This is a genomic window from Streptomyces sp. CAU 1734 (assembly GCF_039888735.1).
Classification (GTDB): Bacteria; Actinomycetota; Actinomycetes; order Streptomycetales; family Streptomycetaceae; genus Streptomyces.
The window spans coordinates 14,053-31,369 of the sequence record NZ_JBDQQP010000029.1 but is presented as its reverse complement, the minus strand read 5'-3'; the positions used below and the strand labels follow the sequence as shown (position 1 = coordinate 31,369).

The 17,317-nt window shown below is 73.3% G+C and carries 13 protein-coding genes and 1 pseudogene; 4 read left to right on the top strand and 10 right to left on the bottom strand.

What is annotated here, in order from left to right:
* Window positions 1–123, top strand: a pseudogene (locus AAFN69_RS34435) (IS481 family transposase); the annotation flags it as partial.
* Here AAFN69_RS34435 and AAFN69_RS34430 read toward each other — a convergent pair.
* Window positions 120–3,386 carry an NACHT domain-containing protein gene (locus AAFN69_RS34430; protein WP_347732881.1) on the bottom strand — a complete coding sequence of 1,089 codons (3,267 nt, stop codon included), beginning with the start codon at window positions 3,384–3,386 and terminating at the stop codon, window positions 120–122. The pseudogene AAFN69_RS34435 and the gene AAFN69_RS34430 sit on opposite strands and share 4 nt — an antisense overlap.
* Window positions 3,387–4,066: 680 nt before the next feature.
* On the opposite strand from AAFN69_RS34430, the gene AAFN69_RS34425 reads away from it, so the two are divergent.
* On the top strand, window positions 4,067–4,789 hold the full coding sequence (locus AAFN69_RS34425) for a M23 family metallopeptidase (protein ID WP_347732880.1): 723 nt from the start codon (window positions 4,067–4,069) through the stop codon (window positions 4,787–4,789).
* A gap of 222 nt (window positions 4,790–5,011) precedes the next feature.
* Here AAFN69_RS34425 and cseC read toward each other — a convergent pair whose 3' ends face one another.
* The 6 genes from cseC to AAFN69_RS34395 form a co-directional block, all read right to left on the bottom strand.
* Window positions 5,012–6,334, bottom strand: a complete 1,323-nt coding sequence (cseC, locus tag AAFN69_RS34420; protein WP_347732879.1) for a two-component system sensor histidine kinase CseC — start codon at window positions 6,332–6,334, stop codon at window positions 5,012–5,014.
* On the bottom strand, window positions 6,331–7,032 hold the full coding sequence (cseB, locus tag AAFN69_RS34415; RefSeq protein ID WP_347732878.1) for a two-component system response regulator CseB: 702 nt from the start codon (window positions 7,030–7,032) through the stop codon (window positions 6,331–6,333). Before cseB ends, cseC begins: the two co-directional genes overlap by 4 nt.
* A gap of 9 nt (window positions 7,033–7,041) precedes the next feature.
* Entirely contained in the window at window positions 7,042–7,788 is a 747-nt protein-coding gene (locus AAFN69_RS34410; protein ID WP_347732877.1) for a hypothetical protein, read from the bottom strand.
* 101 nt (window positions 7,789–7,889) lie between these two features.
* Window positions 7,890–8,498 (bottom strand): SigE family RNA polymerase sigma factor, encoded by a 609-nt coding sequence (locus AAFN69_RS34405; protein ID WP_347732876.1) that lies wholly within the window; start codon window positions 8,496–8,498, stop codon window positions 7,890–7,892.
* 227 nt (window positions 8,499–8,725) lie between these two features.
* Entirely contained in the window at window positions 8,726–9,631 is a 906-nt protein-coding gene (locus tag AAFN69_RS34400) for an A/G-specific adenine glycosylase (protein ID WP_347732875.1), read from the bottom strand.
* A gap of 183 nt (window positions 9,632–9,814) precedes the next feature.
* Entirely contained in the window at window positions 9,815–10,456 is a 642-nt protein-coding gene (locus tag AAFN69_RS34395) for a phosphatase PAP2 family protein (RefSeq protein ID WP_347732874.1), read from the bottom strand.
* A gap of 212 nt (window positions 10,457–10,668) precedes the next feature.
* On the opposite strand from AAFN69_RS34395, the gene AAFN69_RS34390 reads away from it, so the two are divergent.
* Window positions 10,669–11,517, top strand: a complete 849-nt coding sequence (locus AAFN69_RS34390; RefSeq protein WP_347732873.1) for a hypothetical protein — start codon at window positions 10,669–10,671, stop codon at window positions 11,515–11,517.
* A 79-nt stretch (window positions 11,518–11,596) separates the two neighbouring features.
* Here AAFN69_RS34390 and disA read toward each other — a convergent pair whose 3' ends face one another.
* Window positions 11,597–12,721, bottom strand: a complete 1,125-nt coding sequence (gene disA, locus AAFN69_RS34385) for a DNA integrity scanning diadenylate cyclase DisA (protein ID WP_347732872.1) — start codon at window positions 12,719–12,721, stop codon at window positions 11,597–11,599.
* 44 nt (window positions 12,722–12,765) lie between these two features.
* Complete coding sequence (gene radA / locus AAFN69_RS34380) at window positions 12,766–14,232, bottom strand: DNA repair protein RadA (protein WP_347732870.1); 1,467 nt, start codon at window positions 14,230–14,232, stop codon at window positions 12,766–12,768.
* Between the two features lie 314 nt (window positions 14,233–14,546).
* Here radA and AAFN69_RS34375 point away from each other — a divergent pair, with 314 nt between their 5' ends.
* Window positions 14,547–16,277, top strand: a complete 1,731-nt coding sequence (locus AAFN69_RS34375) for a hypothetical protein (RefSeq protein WP_347732869.1) — start codon at window positions 14,547–14,549, stop codon at window positions 16,275–16,277.
* A gap of 200 nt (window positions 16,278–16,477) precedes the next feature.
* Here the strand turns inward: AAFN69_RS34375 and AAFN69_RS34370 are convergent, their stop codons facing one another.
* Window positions 16,478–17,296, bottom strand: a complete 819-nt coding sequence (locus tag AAFN69_RS34370; RefSeq protein ID WP_347732868.1) for a hypothetical protein — start codon at window positions 17,294–17,296, stop codon at window positions 16,478–16,480.
* Window positions 17,297–17,317: the final 21 nt, after the last annotated feature.

Below are 17,317 nucleotides of genomic sequence, written 5' to 3'. Positions count from 1 at the left end.
GACGAGCGGACCCGAGCCCTGGCAGACTTCCTCCACACCTACAACCACCACCGCAGCCACACCGCCCTCGGCGGACACCCACCCATCAGCCGCGTAAACAACCCTGCGGGTCAATACACCTAGTCCGTGCTCAGCCGGTCGCCGAAGTGCTCGGCCCCGGTCAGCAGGAGGCGGGTGCTGTCCGTGTCGTTGATGGAGATCTCCAGGCCGGGCAGGGTGCGGAGCGGGGTGAGATCGAGGGGGTACGCGGCCGATGCCCCGAGCCGCAGACCCAGCCGGCGCAGGGACGGGAAGACGCGGGCCAGCCGAGCCGTGTCCAGGGGCTCGGTCAGCTCCTGGAGCCAGAGGCCGGTGAGCCGGGGTACGGGGCGGGCGTCCGCCAGGTCGCCGAGGTTGGCCGCGGTGGTCAGGAGTGAGGTCAGCGCGGGCATCCGGCCGATCGCGGCGAGCAGCGAGGGTTCCTGGACGGGGTCGAGGACGGTCAGCAGCTCGACGGTGTTCCAGTGCGCCAGCCGGGCGCCTTCGATCAGGGCGGCACCCATGACGCTGAGGGATTTCACCCGCGGGTGGGGTCCGGTGAGCGCCAGTTCGGCGGGGGAGACGATGAGCAGCCGCAGCGAACGGTCCGAGAGTTCCCCGAGGGAGCGGAGCCCGGGGCAGTCGAGAAGGGTGAGCCGTTCGATCGAGGGCCTGCTCGCCACGAAGCCGAGGTCGGTCACACCCGGATTCCCGTACAGCGCGAGGGTGTTCAGTCCGTCGGCCGGCAGGTGCCGGTCCAGTTCCCGGGTGCCGTGGTCGCCGTGCACATAGAGGGAGCTCACTCTCGCGCAGTGACCGACCATCGCGAGCTGGGCCGGGCTGAACACCGCCAGGGAGCGCGGGCTGGCCCGGGAGAGGACGTCGCGGGCGTACCGCTCGGCCGGGAACGAGGTCCAGACGTCCGCCAGCTTGCGGTGGATCGCCGGGTCGGGGTGACGGGTGAATTCCACCAGCCGCTCGATGCCCGTCTCGTCCCCCACCAGGGCGATGGTCTCGATCACCGCCTGATCGGCGCCGAGCGAACCGGAGGGCCCGGGGAGCAGCGGGAGCACGGAGGGGCCCAGCGCGGCCAGCTTCTTGGCCTGGCCGGAGTCGCGCGGGGGCATGATCTCCCGGAGCCGCCGTTCCACCCGCGTGCGCACGGTGTCGTCCAGGAAGACGGCGGAGGCGGCGCACCGCCCGGCCAGGAGGAGGGCGGGGGAGAGCACGTCGCCCGCCAGGTCGAGGAGCTTCTCGATCAGCCCGCCGACCCGGCGGTCGAAATGGCCGACCGAGAGCAGGATGACGTCCTGCCACTGCTCCTCGTGGGCATGCCGGACCAGTTCGTCCGCACTGTCGGTCTCGGCCAGCTCCTTCGCGGCGAGATAGTCCTGAAAGGTGCGGTGGATGAACTGGATGGCATTGCCCCGGCGCTGCTGGAGCAGTCCGCTGCGGTTGAGCAGATGGGTGAGGATCTGCTCGGTGCCGCCCTGCTCCCGCACCTGGGGCATGCCCCGGATCGCCTTGTCGAGCTGGGTGACGGCCTGGGCGGGGGTCAGCTGGTTCCGGCCGCCGCGCACCAGCCAGACCGCGATGTGCTGGAGGAGGAGCTTGTGCTCCTCGATGCCGATCGTCAGCCCCTCGGGGGCGTCGATCCGGCGGACGCTGTCGCGTTTGCCGAGCAGCATGTCCAGGGTCGCCCGGTAGAGCTCCCAGCGGGTGTGCGGGAGCCGGCCGCCGCGTTTGCGGTGCAGGGCGCAGATGACCGCGCAGAGGAGGGGAGCGCGGGCGAGGTCGCGCAGAACGCGATTGTCGGCGAACTCCTTCCGCAGCCGCTGTTCCAGGCCGCCGAGCCGGTCCGCCTCGGAGTCGGCACGGCCCCGGTCGAGTGCCGCGCACTCCAGCCGGGCCGCCGTGTGCCAGGAGGTGACGAAGGCGTTGATGTCCTGGTCGCTCATGGGCAGCAGCTGCACATCGGCGAAGCCCTCGGCGGTCAGCCAGTCCGCCTCCACCGCGCCGGGCCGGACGGTGGCCAGGCAGCGGGCGGCGGGATACCGCCGGAGCAGCCCGGTCAGCCAGCCGCGGGCCCTCTGGCGCTCGGCGCGCGGGAGTTCGTCGAGACCGTCGACGAGGACGAGCGCCCGGCCGGACTCCAGGACCCGCTCCGCCCAGCCGCGGGGCGCGTCGCCGATGGGCAGGTCCGCGACCCGGGCCAGCTCGTCCGGGCCGGGAAAGCCCCGGCCGCGCGCCTGGACACTGCGCATGGGGACGACGAAGGGCACCAGCCGCTGGAGTTCGGCGAGTTCGGCGGGGAGGGTGCCGCAGGCGGCGTGCGCGGCCAGCCACCAGACCAGGGTGGTCTTGCCCGCGCCGGCCTCGCCGCGCAGCAGCGTGCGCCGGCTGCGGCCGAGCAGTTCCTCGACGCGCCGCGGACCGGTGGGGCCCGGCGGGAAGCCGTCGTCGTGCGGTGGGGTGGGGCCGGAGGGGAAACCGTCGATCGGTGCGCGATCGGCGCTCTCCAGCGGGGCGGCCTCCAGGCTGAGATACGCGGTGTCCAGATCCCAGCTGGTCTCGCTGACACCGAGTTCGTCGATGCCGAAGATCTCCATACGGCTGTACTGAGCTTTGAGGGAGCGCGCGTACCCCTCCTCGAAGGGGGTGTCGGCGGAGTGCAGGCCGCTCACCCGCTCCAGCTCCGGGAGCTGGGCGTACCTGGTCAGCACGGGTTCCAGATCCGCGACCGGTACGGCTTCGAGATGCCGCCCGCCGTCGGTCTCCCGCACCTGGGACACGATGCCCAGCAGGGTCCCGCTCGCGAAGACGGGGGAGCCGGAGAGCCCGGCGAGCGGTGAGGTGCCGCCCGGGGGAGCGGCGCCGGGCGAGTGGTCCAGCCAGAAGGTGAGGGCGCCCCTCACCCGCCCGGCCAGGGGGAGGACGCTGCCCCGGTACTGGCCGAGATCGAGCCGTTCCCGGCGGTCGCCGGGTCCGTACCGCTGGTGATCGGGGAAGCCGATTGTGTGGCAGCCGGCCAGCGGCTCATCCGCGGTGGGGCGGCCCCAGCGGAGTGTTCCCAGCTCAGCGGGGGTGATCACCTCTGTTTCGGCCCGCAGCAGGGCGGCGTCCAGCCGGTCGATCAGATCCATCCGGGTCAGCCGGGGCACCAGCCTCTCCCGCGCGGAGAGACCGGACCACACCACTGAGCAGCGGATACGGGTCCGGCGCCCGGGATGGGCGACCCAGATGTCCGGCGGATCTCCGTCCCGCACCACATGTGCGCAGGTCAGGATGAGGGTGGGGGTGAGCAGTACGCCTGTGCCCTGGCGTCCGGCCCGGATCGCCACCACCCGCTTCGACGCGCCCGTACCCATGCTCAGCCTTCCCCCGATCCGGCCCCCGGGCCGACCTTAGCGGCGGCGGGCGGGGCCCGAACGGTGAATGGGCGGGCGCCCTTGGGGCGGTACGCGGGTGACCCGGGCCACTCGGGGAGCCCCGCGGGAGTGGTCCGGGCCACTTCCGGGGGTGCGGGGGAGTGACCCGGGCCACCGCGCGGGGGTGTTGGGGGTCCTTCCGGACCTCCCGCGCCGGTGGTCCGCCGGTGACCTGGCCCACAGGAAGGGGCAGTTGGCGGGTGACCCGGGCCACAGGCCAGGGGGGTCGGCCGGTGACAAGGCACACAGGCCCCACAGGGCCTACTAGCCGGGGCAGTAGCAGCGTTCCGCTTCCGCTCCGGAGTCCCGGATCCGGCCCGGCCGGGACTTTGGTCCCGGCACCGGCGGACGGCCCGGCGGCCGGGGCCGGTGCGGGGCGGACGGGCTCCCCGGCTGCGGCGGAGTCCGGTCCGGCGCGGCTGTGCCGACCGTCGGCATCCGCGATTTTCGATCATGAAGAAAAGCTGTCAAGGAACTTATTTCGGGCGATTCGTCTACGACGGAATGTCGTAGATGGGGGGCTTGAGGTGATCTGGGCGTTTCGGTTACCAAGGGATGGCCAACACATCCCGGCGCACTTCCCGTGCCGGGGTTCCCTTTTGCCCGGAGGCTTTCCTCGTATGTCGCGCACTTCCCGTCGTATCAGCCCGTCCGTTCTCCGTACCCGTTCCGCCGTGCTGGCAGCCGGTCTGGGAGCGTCGATGGTGCTGGGCGCAGGAGCCGCGTTCGCCGCCGAGACCGGTGTGGCGGCCGCCGCACCCACCGCCCCTGTCCAGGCGACCACCGCGAGCGCTGTCGCCGCCCAGGCCCAGGCCCAGTCCAAGGCCGCCACGGCCGCGAAGGCCGCTGTGGCCGAGCAGGCCGCCGCGAAGAAGGTCGCCGCCAAGAAGACCGCGGCCAAGAAGGCCGCCGCGAAGTCCGCCTCCGGGTGGACCAAGCCGGTCACGCAGTACGTCGTCAGCGCCACCTACGGCAAGGGCGGCGCCATGTGGGCCAGCAACCACTCCGGCCAGGACTTCGCCGTCCCGACCGGTACCCCCGTGAAGTCCGTCGGCCCCGGTGTCGTCGTGAAGGCCGGCCCGAACGGCGCCGGTGACGGTCCCGCGTACGGCAACGCCGTCGTCGTCAAGCACGACAGCGACACCTACTCGCAGTACGCCCACCTCTCCCGGGTGGACGTGAAGGTCGGCCAGCAGGTCAGCGGCGGTCAGCAGATCGCCCTCTCCGGCAACACCGGAAACTCCAGCGGCCCGCACCTGCACTTCGAGATCCGCACCACCCCGAACTACGGCAGCGCGATCAACCCGGTGGCCCACCTGCGCTCCGAGGGCGTCACCATCTGACCCGTCCCGCCCGGACACCCCAACGGCCCCGATGCCCTCGCATCGGGGCCGTTCCCGTTCCCCGGGCCGCGTCCGCCCGCCCGGCGCTCGTGGACGTACCCCGGCGATCTCGGCCCGCCCGGCGCTTGAGGACGGACCCTCGCCCCGGGTGCGGGTGCGCTGCCTCCCGCCCCCGGCCCGGACGGCCTCGGCCCGCCCGCCGCCCGGGGTGCGCGCCCCGGCTCACTCCGCGACCCCCAGCATCGGAAAGCTTCCCGTATTCGTCGGCGCGTGCTCCGGCAGCCACAGCACCGCGATCGCCCCGCCCGCCCCCGGGCCCCCCGCCTCATCCCCCTCCGGCGCCGCGTTGCGGAACGTCAGCCGTGCCCCCAGCACCCTCGCCTGCCCCGACGCGATCGTCAGCCCCAGCCCGTGCCCCGTCCCCGCCCGGTCGCTCGCCCCCGTGCGGAAGCGGCTCGGTCCCTCCCGCAGCAGCGCCTCCGGGAAGCCGGGACCGTGGTCGCGCACCCGTACCACCCGGCCCTCCACCGTGACCTCGATCGGCGCCCTGCCGTACTTCGCCGCGTTGGTCAGCAGATTCAGCAGAATCCGCTCCAGCCGCCGCGGATCGGTGTTCACCCAGGCCGAGTGCAGCACCTCCACCGGCACATCCGGATTGAGCGCCCGGACCCGCCGGGACACGAATTCGCCCAGCGAGATCTCCTGGAGCTCGGCCCGCTCCGACGCGCTGTCGAGCCTGGCCACCTCCAGAACGTCCTCGACCAGCGTCCGCATCGCCTGCGCCCGGTCCCGTACCAGCTCCGTCGGCCGCCCCGGCGGCAGCAGCTCCGCCGCCGTGAGCAGCCCGGTCACCGGGGTCCGCAGCTCATGCGCGATATCCGCGGTGACCCGCCGCTCCGCCTCGATCCGGGCGTTCAGCGCGTCCGTGAGCGCGTCTATCGCACGGGCCAGCTCATCGGTCTCATCCCGTACGACACCGCCGATCGAGTCCCGGACCCGTACCTCCGTATTGCCCTCGGCCACCGTGGCCGCCGCCGCCGCGGCCTTCCGCAGCCGGCGCGAGAGCTGTCCGCCGATCAGCACACCCAGCGCCGAGCCGCCGAGCACCACCGAGACGGAGCCGATGATCAGCGCCCGGTCGAGATCCTTGAGGATGAGGGCGCTGCGCTCGGGGAATTCGGATCGCCGCGAGAGCACCTCGCCATTGGCCAGCGGCACCGCGGCCCAGATCTGCGGCGCGCTGCCCGGCCCGTCGTGCACATAGCTGCCGCGCCGGTGCTGCTTCATCAGCCGCTGGAGCTCCCGGGGAAGCTTCGGGTCATTGATCTTGGTGCCGCGGGACGGCTCGCCGCCCTTGGACGACTCGTACCAGCGCTGGGCGTCGAGCACCCGGTCCAGCTGGGTGGAGCGCGCGTTGTCGAGCATCGAGAGCCGGGCGGCGTTGTGCACGACCACGCTCAGTGCCATCGCGATGAGCGCGCTGACCGCCGCGATGGCGAAACTGATCTTCCAGCGGACCCCGGTGCGCAGAACGAACCGCTTCATGCTTTGAGTTTGTAGCCGAAGCCGCGGACCGTCTCGATCCGGTCCTGGCCGATCTTGGTGCGCAGCCGCTGCACATGGACGTCCACGACCCGGGTGTCGCCGCCCCACCCGTAATCCCAGACCCGCTCCAGCAGCTTGTCCCGGGACAGTACGGTGCCGGGCGTCGAGGAGAACTCCAGCAGCAGCCGCATCTCCGTGGGGGTCAGCCCCACCGGCAGCCCGCCCCGGCGCACCTCCATGCCCTCGGTGTCGACCTCCAGATCGCCGAAGGTCAGCAGCGCGCCCTGGGGCTGGCCGGTGCCGGGGGAGGAGTCCGGGCCGCCGCCGGCATGGCCGAACCGGCGCAGCACGGCGCGGATCCGGGCGACCAGCACGGCGCCGTCGAACGGCTTGGTGACATAGTCGTCGGCCCCCGCCTCCAGCCCGAGCACCACATCGATCGAGTCGGCACGGGCCGACAGCATGATCACGGGCACGGTCGACTCGTCCCGGATGCGCCGGCACAGACTGACGCCGTCGAGCCCCGGCACCATCACATCGAGCAGGGCGATGTCGGGGCGGTTCGCCCGGAACGCCTCCAGGCCCAGCAGCCCGTCGGGCATGGCGGTGACCATGAACCCATGGCGTTCCAGCGCCAGCTGGGTCGCCTCGCGGATGACATCGTCGTCTTCCACGAACAGGACATGTGTCTCGGCCATCGGGTTCTCTCAGTTCTCGCTCTGGCTCGGCGGCTCGGGGGCGATCAGTTCGCCCCGGCCGGCGTTGCTGGTGAATTCGTGACGCACCAAGTGGATCCTGGTGAATTCGCCGTTCACCCAGTCATAGGTCGACACCTCCTCGGCGTCCGGCGGCCCCAGCGGATCATTGCCGATGGACATCTGCTGGTTCACCACCAGATCTCCCCGGTCGATCGACCCGTAGACCGCGGGATCCTCGTTGGCGAAGACATTGCGGTACTCGGTCCCCTCCAGCCGGTACACATAGGTGCCGACCCCCGAGCCCTCGTTGCAGGTCATCACATTGATCACCACATCCGGCACGAGGCCGCCGGTGAGGTTGCCGTAGGCGGTGTCCACCGGATAGCTGTCCCGGCTGCACGGCTTGAGGTCGGCCTTGATCCGGGCGCTGACCTTGGGATCCGATCTGATCATGGCCACGGGGTTGACCTTGCGCCGCTCGGCGCTCTCCCCGGTGGCGGGCACGGAGGAGGCGGCGGCCTTCTTGTTGGACTCGGGGTGGACCGGGCCCTCGTCCTCCACCCCCGTGCCGCCGGTGGAGCATCCGGTGGCGAACAGCCCGATGGCGGCGAGCGCGACCAGGATCCCGGTCCCCGCCGCCGCCCCGCCGCCGTCTTTCCGCCGCCGCTTCCGTCCTTCCCCGCGCCCGGGTATCTCCGGCCCGGACCCCCGGTCCCCGCCGGGCACCCCGGCCGCCCGGCCGTCCGCCGGGGACACCGGGGACGCCGGGGATGCCAGGGACGCCGGGCGACCCGGAAACAGGGCCGACGGAGCCGACCGGGACACCGGGAACACCCCGGATCCCCTCCTCAGGCCATTCAGGCCGCGCACCGCTCCTGCCCCCGCTCGTCGTCACTGAGTCCACCCCGTGCGGTCCGCGCCCGGCGGGGCGCGGGGACCCGGTGGATCTCGCCGCGCTCCGGAGCGCGTGCCTCCAGGTCCCTGCTCTCCAGCTCCTGGCGGAGTCTCGCCAGCGCCCGGTGCAGAGTGCTCTTCACCGTACCCGCCGACATGCCCAGCGCGGCAGCGGTCTCCTCGGTGCTCATCTGCTCCCAGTGCCGCAGCACGACCACACTGCGCTGCTTGGGCGCCAGCACCTTCAGGACATCCATCAGCAGGGCACGGTCCGCGCGCTGGTCGCTGCCGTCCTCGACACAGGCGTCGGGAAGCTGCTCGGTCGGGACCTCCTCCAGCTTCCGGGCCCGCCACCACTCGGTCCGGGTATTGATCATCACCCGGCGGAGGTAGGCGTCGGCGAGGGACTTGTCGGCGATCCCGTCCCAGCGGCCGTAGGTGCGGGCCAGCGCGGTCTGGAGCAGGTCCTGGGCGTCGACCGGGTCGGGCACCAGCCGCCGCGCGCTGCGCAGCAGGGCCTCCTGCCGGGTGCGTACGTACTCCTCGAAGCCGAGCACCTCGCCGTGCGCCATTCCAACCGCCTCCGTCCCCGTGACCTGCACTGTGTTCGCTGCATGTCAGAAGCTACGGAGCGGTTGTCACGGCGTTGTGCGGAGAAGCCGTCGGCGGGCGCACGGCCATCCATCGGTTGTGTAACAGCGCAGGTTTCGACTGCTGTTGTCCGGGGAACGGCGCCGCGCCCCGGTGCGCGGAACCGCCGTGCGGGGCGGCCGGGGAACCGTCCGGGACCGGCCCGGGGTCAGGCGGGGAGGCGGTACATCCCGCCGTCGACGGGCTCCACCAGGCCGTCCGCGACCAGCCCGTCCAGCGCGCGGGCCCGCTGCACCGGCTCGTGCCAGACCGCGTCCAGCGCCGACTGCGGTACGGGGCCGTGCGCCTCCCGCAGCACCGCCAGCAGCTTGCCGCGCACCTGGCGGTCGGTGCCCGCGTAGGTCTGGCCGCGCCGGGGGGCACCCTCGTGGGCGGGCTTCCCCGCCAGCCGCCAGGCGCACCGGGCGGCGATGGGACAGCGGGCGCAGTCCTCGTTCCGCGCGGTGCAGACCAGGGCGCCCAGCTCCATGGAGGCCGCCGCCCAGCGGGCCGCGGTCGCCTCGTCGTCCGGCAGCAGGGCGCGGGCGAGCCTGCGCTCGGCGGCTGTGGTCGCCGTCGGCGGGTACTGCACCCCGCTCGCGGCGCGCGCGAGCACCCGGCGCACATTGGTGTCCAGGACGGCATGCCGCTGCCCGTACGCGAAGGAGGCCACCGCCGCCGCCGTGTACTCGCCGATCCCGGGCAGCGCGAGCAGTTGCGCGTGATCGCTGGGTACGTCACCGCCGTGCCGCTCCGCTATCGCCTGCGCGGCTCCGTGCAGCCGCAGGGCACGGCGCGGATAGCCGAGCCGGCCCCAGGCGCGGACCGCCTCGCCGGACGCCTCGGCCGCCAGATCGGCGGGCCGGGGCCAGCGGGCGAGCCACTGCTCGTAGACCGGGAGGACCCTGCTGACCGGGGTCTGCTGGAGCATGAATTCGCTGACCATCACACCCCAGGCGCCCGCCTCGGGGCGCCGCCACGGCAGGTCGCGGGCGTGCCCGGCGAACCAGGCGATGACGGGGGTGTGGAGGGCGGCGGCGTCGGCCGCGGTGAGGTCTGTGGTGGTGTCAGTCATGGCCCTGTGATCCTGGCACGTTCCCGGGACGCTCGGAGGCATACGCTCCGGGCCATGGGCTGAGCGGCGGAGTGCGGACACGCGATGGGGGAAGCGGGACGGCCGGCCCCGGTCGGGGCCGGCCGTGTGCGGAACATCTGCGCGGGACGGGCGGCGGGGGCGGGCGCCCCGTGCCGCCGGGGGTCAGCCGGCGGGCGCGGCCGTGCGGGCGCCGGTGCGCGGACCGGGTCCGGCGAACCAGGCGACCGGGCCCGAGCGGCTGGCGCGCATTCCGGCCAGGAGGGACCGCGCCGGGCGGCCGAGACCGAACATGAGGGCCGCCGCCACCAGGCCGCCGACCACCATGCCCACCAGCACGTCGTGCGGGTAGTGCACACCGACGAAGACCCGGGAGAAGGCCATCAGCAGCGCCATCGGCACGATCAGCGGGGCGAGCCGGCGCCAGGCCAGGACGATGGCGACCGCGGCGGCGCCGGCGATGGCGGCATGGTTGCTGGGGAAGGACCAGTCACCGGTCGGCGGGCAGGTGAGCAGGGGCGCGGGCGCGTCGTCCAGGGCCCGGCAGGGCCGCTCCTCGTCGAACACGGTCTTGACCGACTCGCTGACGACATAGCCGGCGGCGGTGGCGAGCGGGGCCAGTACGGCCAGGGCTATGTCCGAGGTGCCGCCGCCCCGGGCACGCCACCAGACGACGACGAGGAGGACCCCGAAGAGGAGGAGGCCGCCCTCCGTCCAGAGCCTGGCCAGAAGCTGGAACCAGGCGGGGGTGGAGTCGGCGAAGTCGGTGATGTCCCGATAGAGATCGGCGGTGATACTGCTGTCCATGCGCACCGACCGTACCCGGTGGCCGGAACCCGTACCCTTGCCGATGGTCTCCGGCCGACCCGGCGAAAGTAGGGGACGGAGCGTCAGGGACGGCCTCCGATGGCGTGATTCATGGCGAGATCCGATCGGTCCATGATGATGATCGGCAGAACTTCCGGCCTGAGCGGCGGGTGGGACCGGAGTTGGCCGCGATCTCTCGTAGAGTTCGTTCCGTGGGATCTCTGCGCAATCCGATCGGGCCGCTTCCCTCCTCCATCTACTGGCGACGGAGGGCAATCGCGCTGTCACTGGTCGCGCTGCTCGCGGTGCTGACCATCTGGGCGCTCACCTCGCGCGGAGGGGGCGGGGACAAGCAGGACAGTGCCAACGGCAAGTCCACATCCTCGCCTTCGACCATCACGCCGGGTCCCTCGCAGTCGGGCACCGCGATCAGCGAGCAACCGGGCGGCCGGGAGGAGACCGGCGGCACGGGCACCGAATCGGGGCCGGGCTCCGGGCAGCCGGGTTCCGGCGGCCCGGACGGCACCGGGGGCACCGACTCCGGCGGTACGGGAAGCTCCACCGGCACCGGCTCCGGGCCGGGCGGCGGCTCCGGCACCGGGGGCACGGGAGGCGGAGGTTCGCCGGGGGAGCGGGTTCCGGCCGGTTCCCCGCTGCCCAACTGCCGGGCGAGTGAGCTGACCCTGGCCCTGAACACCCCCAAGGTGCCCTACGAGCCGGGGGAGAAGCCCTCTTTCCGACTGGTCGTCACCAACAGCTCGGACACCGCCTGCAAGGCGGATCTCGGTCCCCGGGCGGCGGTGCTCACCATCACCTCGGCCGATGACGGCGGCGACAAGGTGTGGTCGTCGAAGGACTGCCCCCGCACGCGCGGCGCCCTGCTGCTGAAGGTCCCGGCGCGGGGATCCGTCACCCATGTCGTGGAGTGGGACCGGGTGCGCAGCGCCCCGCAGTGCGCGACCCCGCCGGCCGGCGCGGTGCGCGCCGGCACCTATCTGGCGGAGGCCCGTATCGCGGGCGAGGCACCGGCGCAGGTCTCCATCCGCCTGGAACGCGACTGACACCCCCGCCGGGGTGCCGGTCGCCCCGGCGCCCGGACACCCCGGTGCGGACCGCCCTCGGACGTACCGCTCCAGACCCTCAGACGTACCGCTCCAGAATGGACGACTCGGCGAGCCGTGACAGGCCCTCCCGGACGCTCCGGGCCCGGGCCTCGCCCACGCCGTCCACGGTCTGGAGGTCGTCCACACTCGCCGCCAGCAGCTTCTGCAATCCGCCGAAGTGCTCCACCAGCCGCTCGATGATTGCCCCGGGCAGCCGGGGAACCTTGGCGAGCAGCCGGTAACCGCGCGGCGACACCGCCGAGTCCAGGGTCTCCGGGGAGCCGCTGTAGCCGAGCGCCCGCGCCACGATGGGCAGCTCCAGCAGCTCGGCGTGGGTGAGCGAGTCCAGCTCGTACAGCGCCTCGTCCACGGTGCGGGATCGTTTCGCGGTGGGCTCCGGCACATAGTCCCGGACCACCAGCTCGCGGTCGGGCTCCACGCCCGCGATCAACTCGTCGAGCTGAAGCGTCAGAAGCCGCCCGTCGGTGCCCAACTCGACCACGTACTCGGCGATCTCGGTGGCGATCCGGCGGACCATCTCCAGCCGCTGGGCGACGGCCGTCACATCCCGGACCGTCACCAGATCCTCGATCTCCAGCGCCGAGAGGGTGCCCGCGACCTCGTCCAGCCGGAGCTTGTACCGCTCCAGGGTGGCCAGCGCCTGATTGGCGCGGGAGAGGATCGCCGCCGACTCCTCCAGGACCCGGCGCTCGCCGGACACATAGAGGGCGATCAGCCGCATCGACTGGGAGACGGAGACCACCGGGAATCCGCACTGCCGGGATACCCGGTCCGCCGTGCGGTGCCGGGTGCCGGTCTCCTCCGTGGGAATGGAGGCGTCCGGGACGAGCTGCACGCCCGCCCGGTGGATCTTGCCGATGTCCTTGTCGAGGATGAGCGCTCCGTCCAGCTTGCAGAGCTCACGCAGCCGGGTGGCGGTGAACTCCACGTCCAGCACGAAACCGCCCGTGCACATCGACTCGACGGACTTGTCCATGCCGAGGACGATCAGCCCGCCGGTGTTGCCGCGGAGGATCCGCTCCAGGCCGTCGCGGAGCGCGGTGCCGGGAGCCACCGCGCTCAGGGCGGCGCGGATCAGTGCTTCGTTGCCGGAGCCCGCGCCGGACTTTCCGGGTGACGCTGCCCGGTCGTTGGCTGCCACTGCACTCCTCCGGCTCGTACGGATGGGCGAGACCAGGGCAAAGTCTACCGGCGAGTGTCGTCGCCCCGTGGGGCGTCCGTGCGCTCCGCGCGCGATGAGCCGTCGGGGGCACTTCCGGACCGCCCCTCCGCCGATCGGTTCCGGCCGCGCGGAAGCACTCGCAGCGCCTCTCCCACATCGGCCACTTCCGTCACCAGCATCCCATCGGGGATCTTCCCCGGGTCGGTGGGGACCAGGGCGTGGGTGAAGCCCAGCCGGAAGGCCTCCGAGAGCCGCCGCTGCACCCCGGTGACCCGTCTGACCTCGCCCGCGAGGCCGACCTCGCCGATCGCGACCAGGTTCTTCGGCAGTGGGGTGTCACTGGCCGCGGAGGCCAGCGCGAGGGCGATGGCGAGATCCGCGGCGGGCTCCGAGAGCTTCACTCCGCCCACGGTGGCGCTGTAGATGTCGCGTTTGCCGAGCGCGCTGATCCGGCCGCGCTGCTCCAGCACCGCGAGCATCATCGAGACCCGTGAGGTCTCCAGACCGGAGGTGGTCCGCCGGGGCGAGGGGATCTGGGAGTCGACGGTGAGCGCCTGCACCTCGGCGACCAGCGGGCGCTTGCCCTCCAGAGTGACCGTCAGACAGGTGCCGGGCACGGCCTCGGCCCGGCGGGTGAGGAAGAGGCCCGAGGGATCGGCCAGTCCGGTGATGCCCTCGTCGTGCAGCTCGAAGCAGCCGACCTCGTCCGTGGCGCCGTAGCGGTTCTTGATGCCCCGGACCAGACGGAGCCGGGCATGGCGGTCGCCCTCGAAGGAGAGGACGACATCGACCAGGTGCTCCAGGAGCCGGGGCCCGGCGATCGCGCCGTCCTTGGTGACATGGCCGACGAGCAGGGTGGCCATGCCCCGCTCCTTGGAGGCCCGGATCAGCGCCCCGGCGACCTCCCGGACCTGTGCCATGCCGCCGGGCGCGCCGTCGATCTCCGGGGAGGCGACGGTCTGCACCGAGTCGAGGATCAGCAGCGACGGCTTGACCGCGTCCAGATGGCCGAGGACGGCGGCGAGATCGGTCTCGGCGGCGAGATAGAGATGGTCGTGCAGGGCATTGATCCGGTCGGCGCGGAGCCGGACCTGGCTCGCCGACTCCTCACCGGTGACATAGAGGGTGCGGTGCTCCTCGCTCGCCGCCTTGGCCGCGACATCGAGCAGCAGGGTCGACTTGCCGACCCCGGGCTCCCCGGCGAGCAGCACCACGGCCCCCGGCACCAGCCCGCCGCCGAGCACCCGGTCCAGCTCCGAGACGCCGGTGGAGCGGGCGGTGGCCTGCCGGCCGTCGACCTGCCCGATGGGCAGCGCGGCGGTGGAGACCCGTCCGGCGGCGGTCGTCCGCACGGCGGGCGCGCCGTACTCCTCGACCGTCCCCCACGCCTGGCACTCGGGGCAGCGGCCGAGCCACTTGGCCGTCGTCCAGCCGCACTCGGTGCATCGGTAGGACGGACGGTCCTTCGCGGATTTCGTACGGGCAGCCATACGGGAACCGTAGCGGTCGCCACTGACACCGCCGACAGCGCCGCCGCCCTCCCGGGCCGCCCCGGCCGTCCGGCACCGGCCGCCCCGCCCGCCCGCCGGCGGGGCACCCGCCGGACACCCCGCCCGAACACCCTCACGATGACCGTTTCCGCGCGTTCCCGACCGTTCCCGACCGCGACACGGGCCAAAACCGCAACAAGGGCCGGGCAGTCATCGAATCCTGTCCCCCTTCGAGCGAACTGTTCACCCGTAAGGATTAAAAGTGTTCAAGAGGTATGAACCGGATACGGTCCTGCCCATACCGTCACCGCGTGATGAGCAGCAGGCTGGAACCATCCACGCACACCACCGGCGCACCCCGGCCGCCCCGGCGCGCGCTGCGGCCCTCCCCGCGGCAGCCCGCGCGCTATGAGCCGTATCTCGACGGGCTCTTCACCTACTGCCTCGCCGCGCTCCACGACCACGAGGCCGCGACCGGCATCCTCGGCGACGTGCTCGCCATCGCGGAGCGCCAGTACGGCCGCAGCCCCGACGACGAGGCCGAGCGCAAGGCCTGGCTGTACGCGCTGGCCCGCTGGGCCTGTCTGCGCCGGCTCACCCGGCAGCGGCGGTCCGGTCCGGGCGCCCACACCGGCCGCGCCCCGGCCGGGAAACCGCTGGGAAAGCCGGTCGGAAAGCCGGCGGGGAGGGCTCCCGGGAGGCAGGACGGCGGCGCCCCGGCGGGCGAGTCCGCCGGGGAATCGCCCGGGGAGCCCGCCGCGCATCCGAGGATCTCCCGGGAGACCGCCGAGCGCCGCCGCGCCGAACTCTCCCTCCTCGCCTGGCCGGAGGCGGCCGGCACCTCCCCCGAACAGCGCGAGGCGCTGGAGCTCGCCGTCCGGCACGGCCTCGGCACCCGGGAGGTCGCCGCCGTCCTCGGCCTGGAGGTCCTCGCCGCGCGCGAGCTGCTCTCGGCCGCCGCCTGCGAGGTCGAGCGCACCCGGGCCGCGCTCGCGGTGGTCGAGGGCGGCGGCTGCCCCGCCGTCGCCCGGCTCGCCGGCGACCAGCGGGTCCTGCTCTCCGCCGCGCTCCGCACCGAGCTCGTGCGGCATGTGGACGACTGCCCGCGCTGCCGCCGCGCCGCCGAGCGGGCGGGCGAGAGCGGCCCCTGGCCCGGCTGCGCCCTCACCCCCGCCACCCTGCCGCTGGTCCCCGCGCCCCGGGCCGCCGCCCACATCTCCCCGCGCCACGTCCCGCGCGCCAGGGGAGCCCTGCCCCGCTTCGGGCCGAGCGGCTTCCCGCTGGACCCCAAGGACCACGCCGCCCGGCGCGACCGGCTGCGCGCCCGCGCGGTCACCACCACGGTGGTCGCCACCGTCGTGGCCGCGCCGGTGCTGGCGCTGTGGGCCGCCTACCGGGGCGCCCCGCCGCCCGGGGACGCCGGACCCGGCGGCGCCGGGGTCAGCGCCACCCGCGCGGACGGCGGGGACGCGATGACGGGGGAGCCGCACGACCGCTACGAGAACGCCGGCAGCGCGGAGGCCGAGCCCGGACCGCGCTTCCACCGGGGCGGCCGGTCGTCGGCCGTCTCGGTCGAGGTCATCAGCACCGGCACCCCGCCGGACCGCCCCGGCCGCACCGGCCCCGGCCGGCTCACCGTCGAGGCCGAGCCCTTCGACGGCACGACCCTGATCACCCTGCGCGCCTCGGGCGGCGCACCCGTCGCGTGGTCGGTCTGGACGGACGCCCCCTGGCTCGCCATCAGCCGGGTGTACGGAATGCTCCGCCCGGGAGAGACGGTCACGGTCCAGGTCGCGGTCGACACCCGCCGCGAGCCCCCCGGCCCCTGGCGGGCCAGGGTGGGCGTGGACCCCTCCGGGGCGATGGTGGCGATCGAGGGCCGGGGTGTCTCCCGGCCCGCCGCCGCCCCGTCCCCGAAACCCTCCGCGGACGGCCCGGCGGCCTCCCCGCCGACCGCCTCGCCCGCCCCGGGAACCGACCCGTCGCCCTCGGTGGAGCCGTCCCCGCCGCCGCCCTCCCCGTCCCCCACCTCCCCGCCGCCCTAGGCCGCCTCTTACGGATCTTGCCGGGCCGCGCGCCTCCGCCGGCTGCCGCCTGGGGTACCCCGGGCGCCGCGCTTCCCCCGGGCCCGGCGGCCCGGGAGATGCCCCGGCAAGACCCGCGAGCAACGGCCCGGCGGCCCCGGACGCCGCGGAGGGGCGTACGGATCGCTCCGTACGCCCCTCCGTGCCGCTCTTGCCGCTCGTCAGCAGCCCGCGCGGGTGCCGCCGTCCGCCGGATGCGGTGCCAGCAGCGGTAGCTGCGCGGCCAGCCTGGCCTCGCACAACTCCTCCAGCACGGCATACGCCTTCTTGCCCATCATCTCCGTCAGCTCCGGCCGGTAGGAGACGTACACCGGCTTCCCGGCGCCGTGCGCCGAGGTCGCCGAGGTGCACCACCAGTGCAGGTCGTGCCCGCCCGGGCCCCAGCCGCGCCGGTCGTACTCACCGATCGAGACCTGGAGCACCTTGGTGTCGTCCGGCCGCTCGATCCAGTCGTACGTCCGCCGCACCGGCAGCTGCCAGCACACATCCGGCTTGGTCTCCAGCGGCTCCTTGCCCTCCCGCAGCGCCAGGATGTGCAGCGAGCACCCGGCCCCGCCCTTGAACCCCGGGCGGTTCTGGAAGATGCACGAGCCGTCCCAGCGCCGGGTCTGGCGCTCGCCGTCCTCGTCGAGCTGGACCCAGCCCGACTCGGTACCGACGTCATGGAACTGCCAGAGCTCCGGAGTGAGCCGTTCCACATGCTCGGCGACCCGCTTCTCGTCGTCCTCGTCCGAGAAGTGCGCCCCCAGCGTGCAGCAGCCGTCGTCCGCGCGTCCCGCCTGGATTCCCCGACAGCCGCTGCCGAACACACAGCTCCAGCGGGAGGTCAGCCAGGTCAGATCGCAGCGGAACACCTGTTCGTCATCGGCGGGATCGGCGAACTCCACCCACGCCCGGGGAAAGTCCAGCCCGACCTCGTCGCCCTGGATCTTCACGGGGGGCTGGGCTTTGCCCTGCTTCGCCTTTTTCGTCTTCGGCACATGGCAAGGGTATGCGTGTCT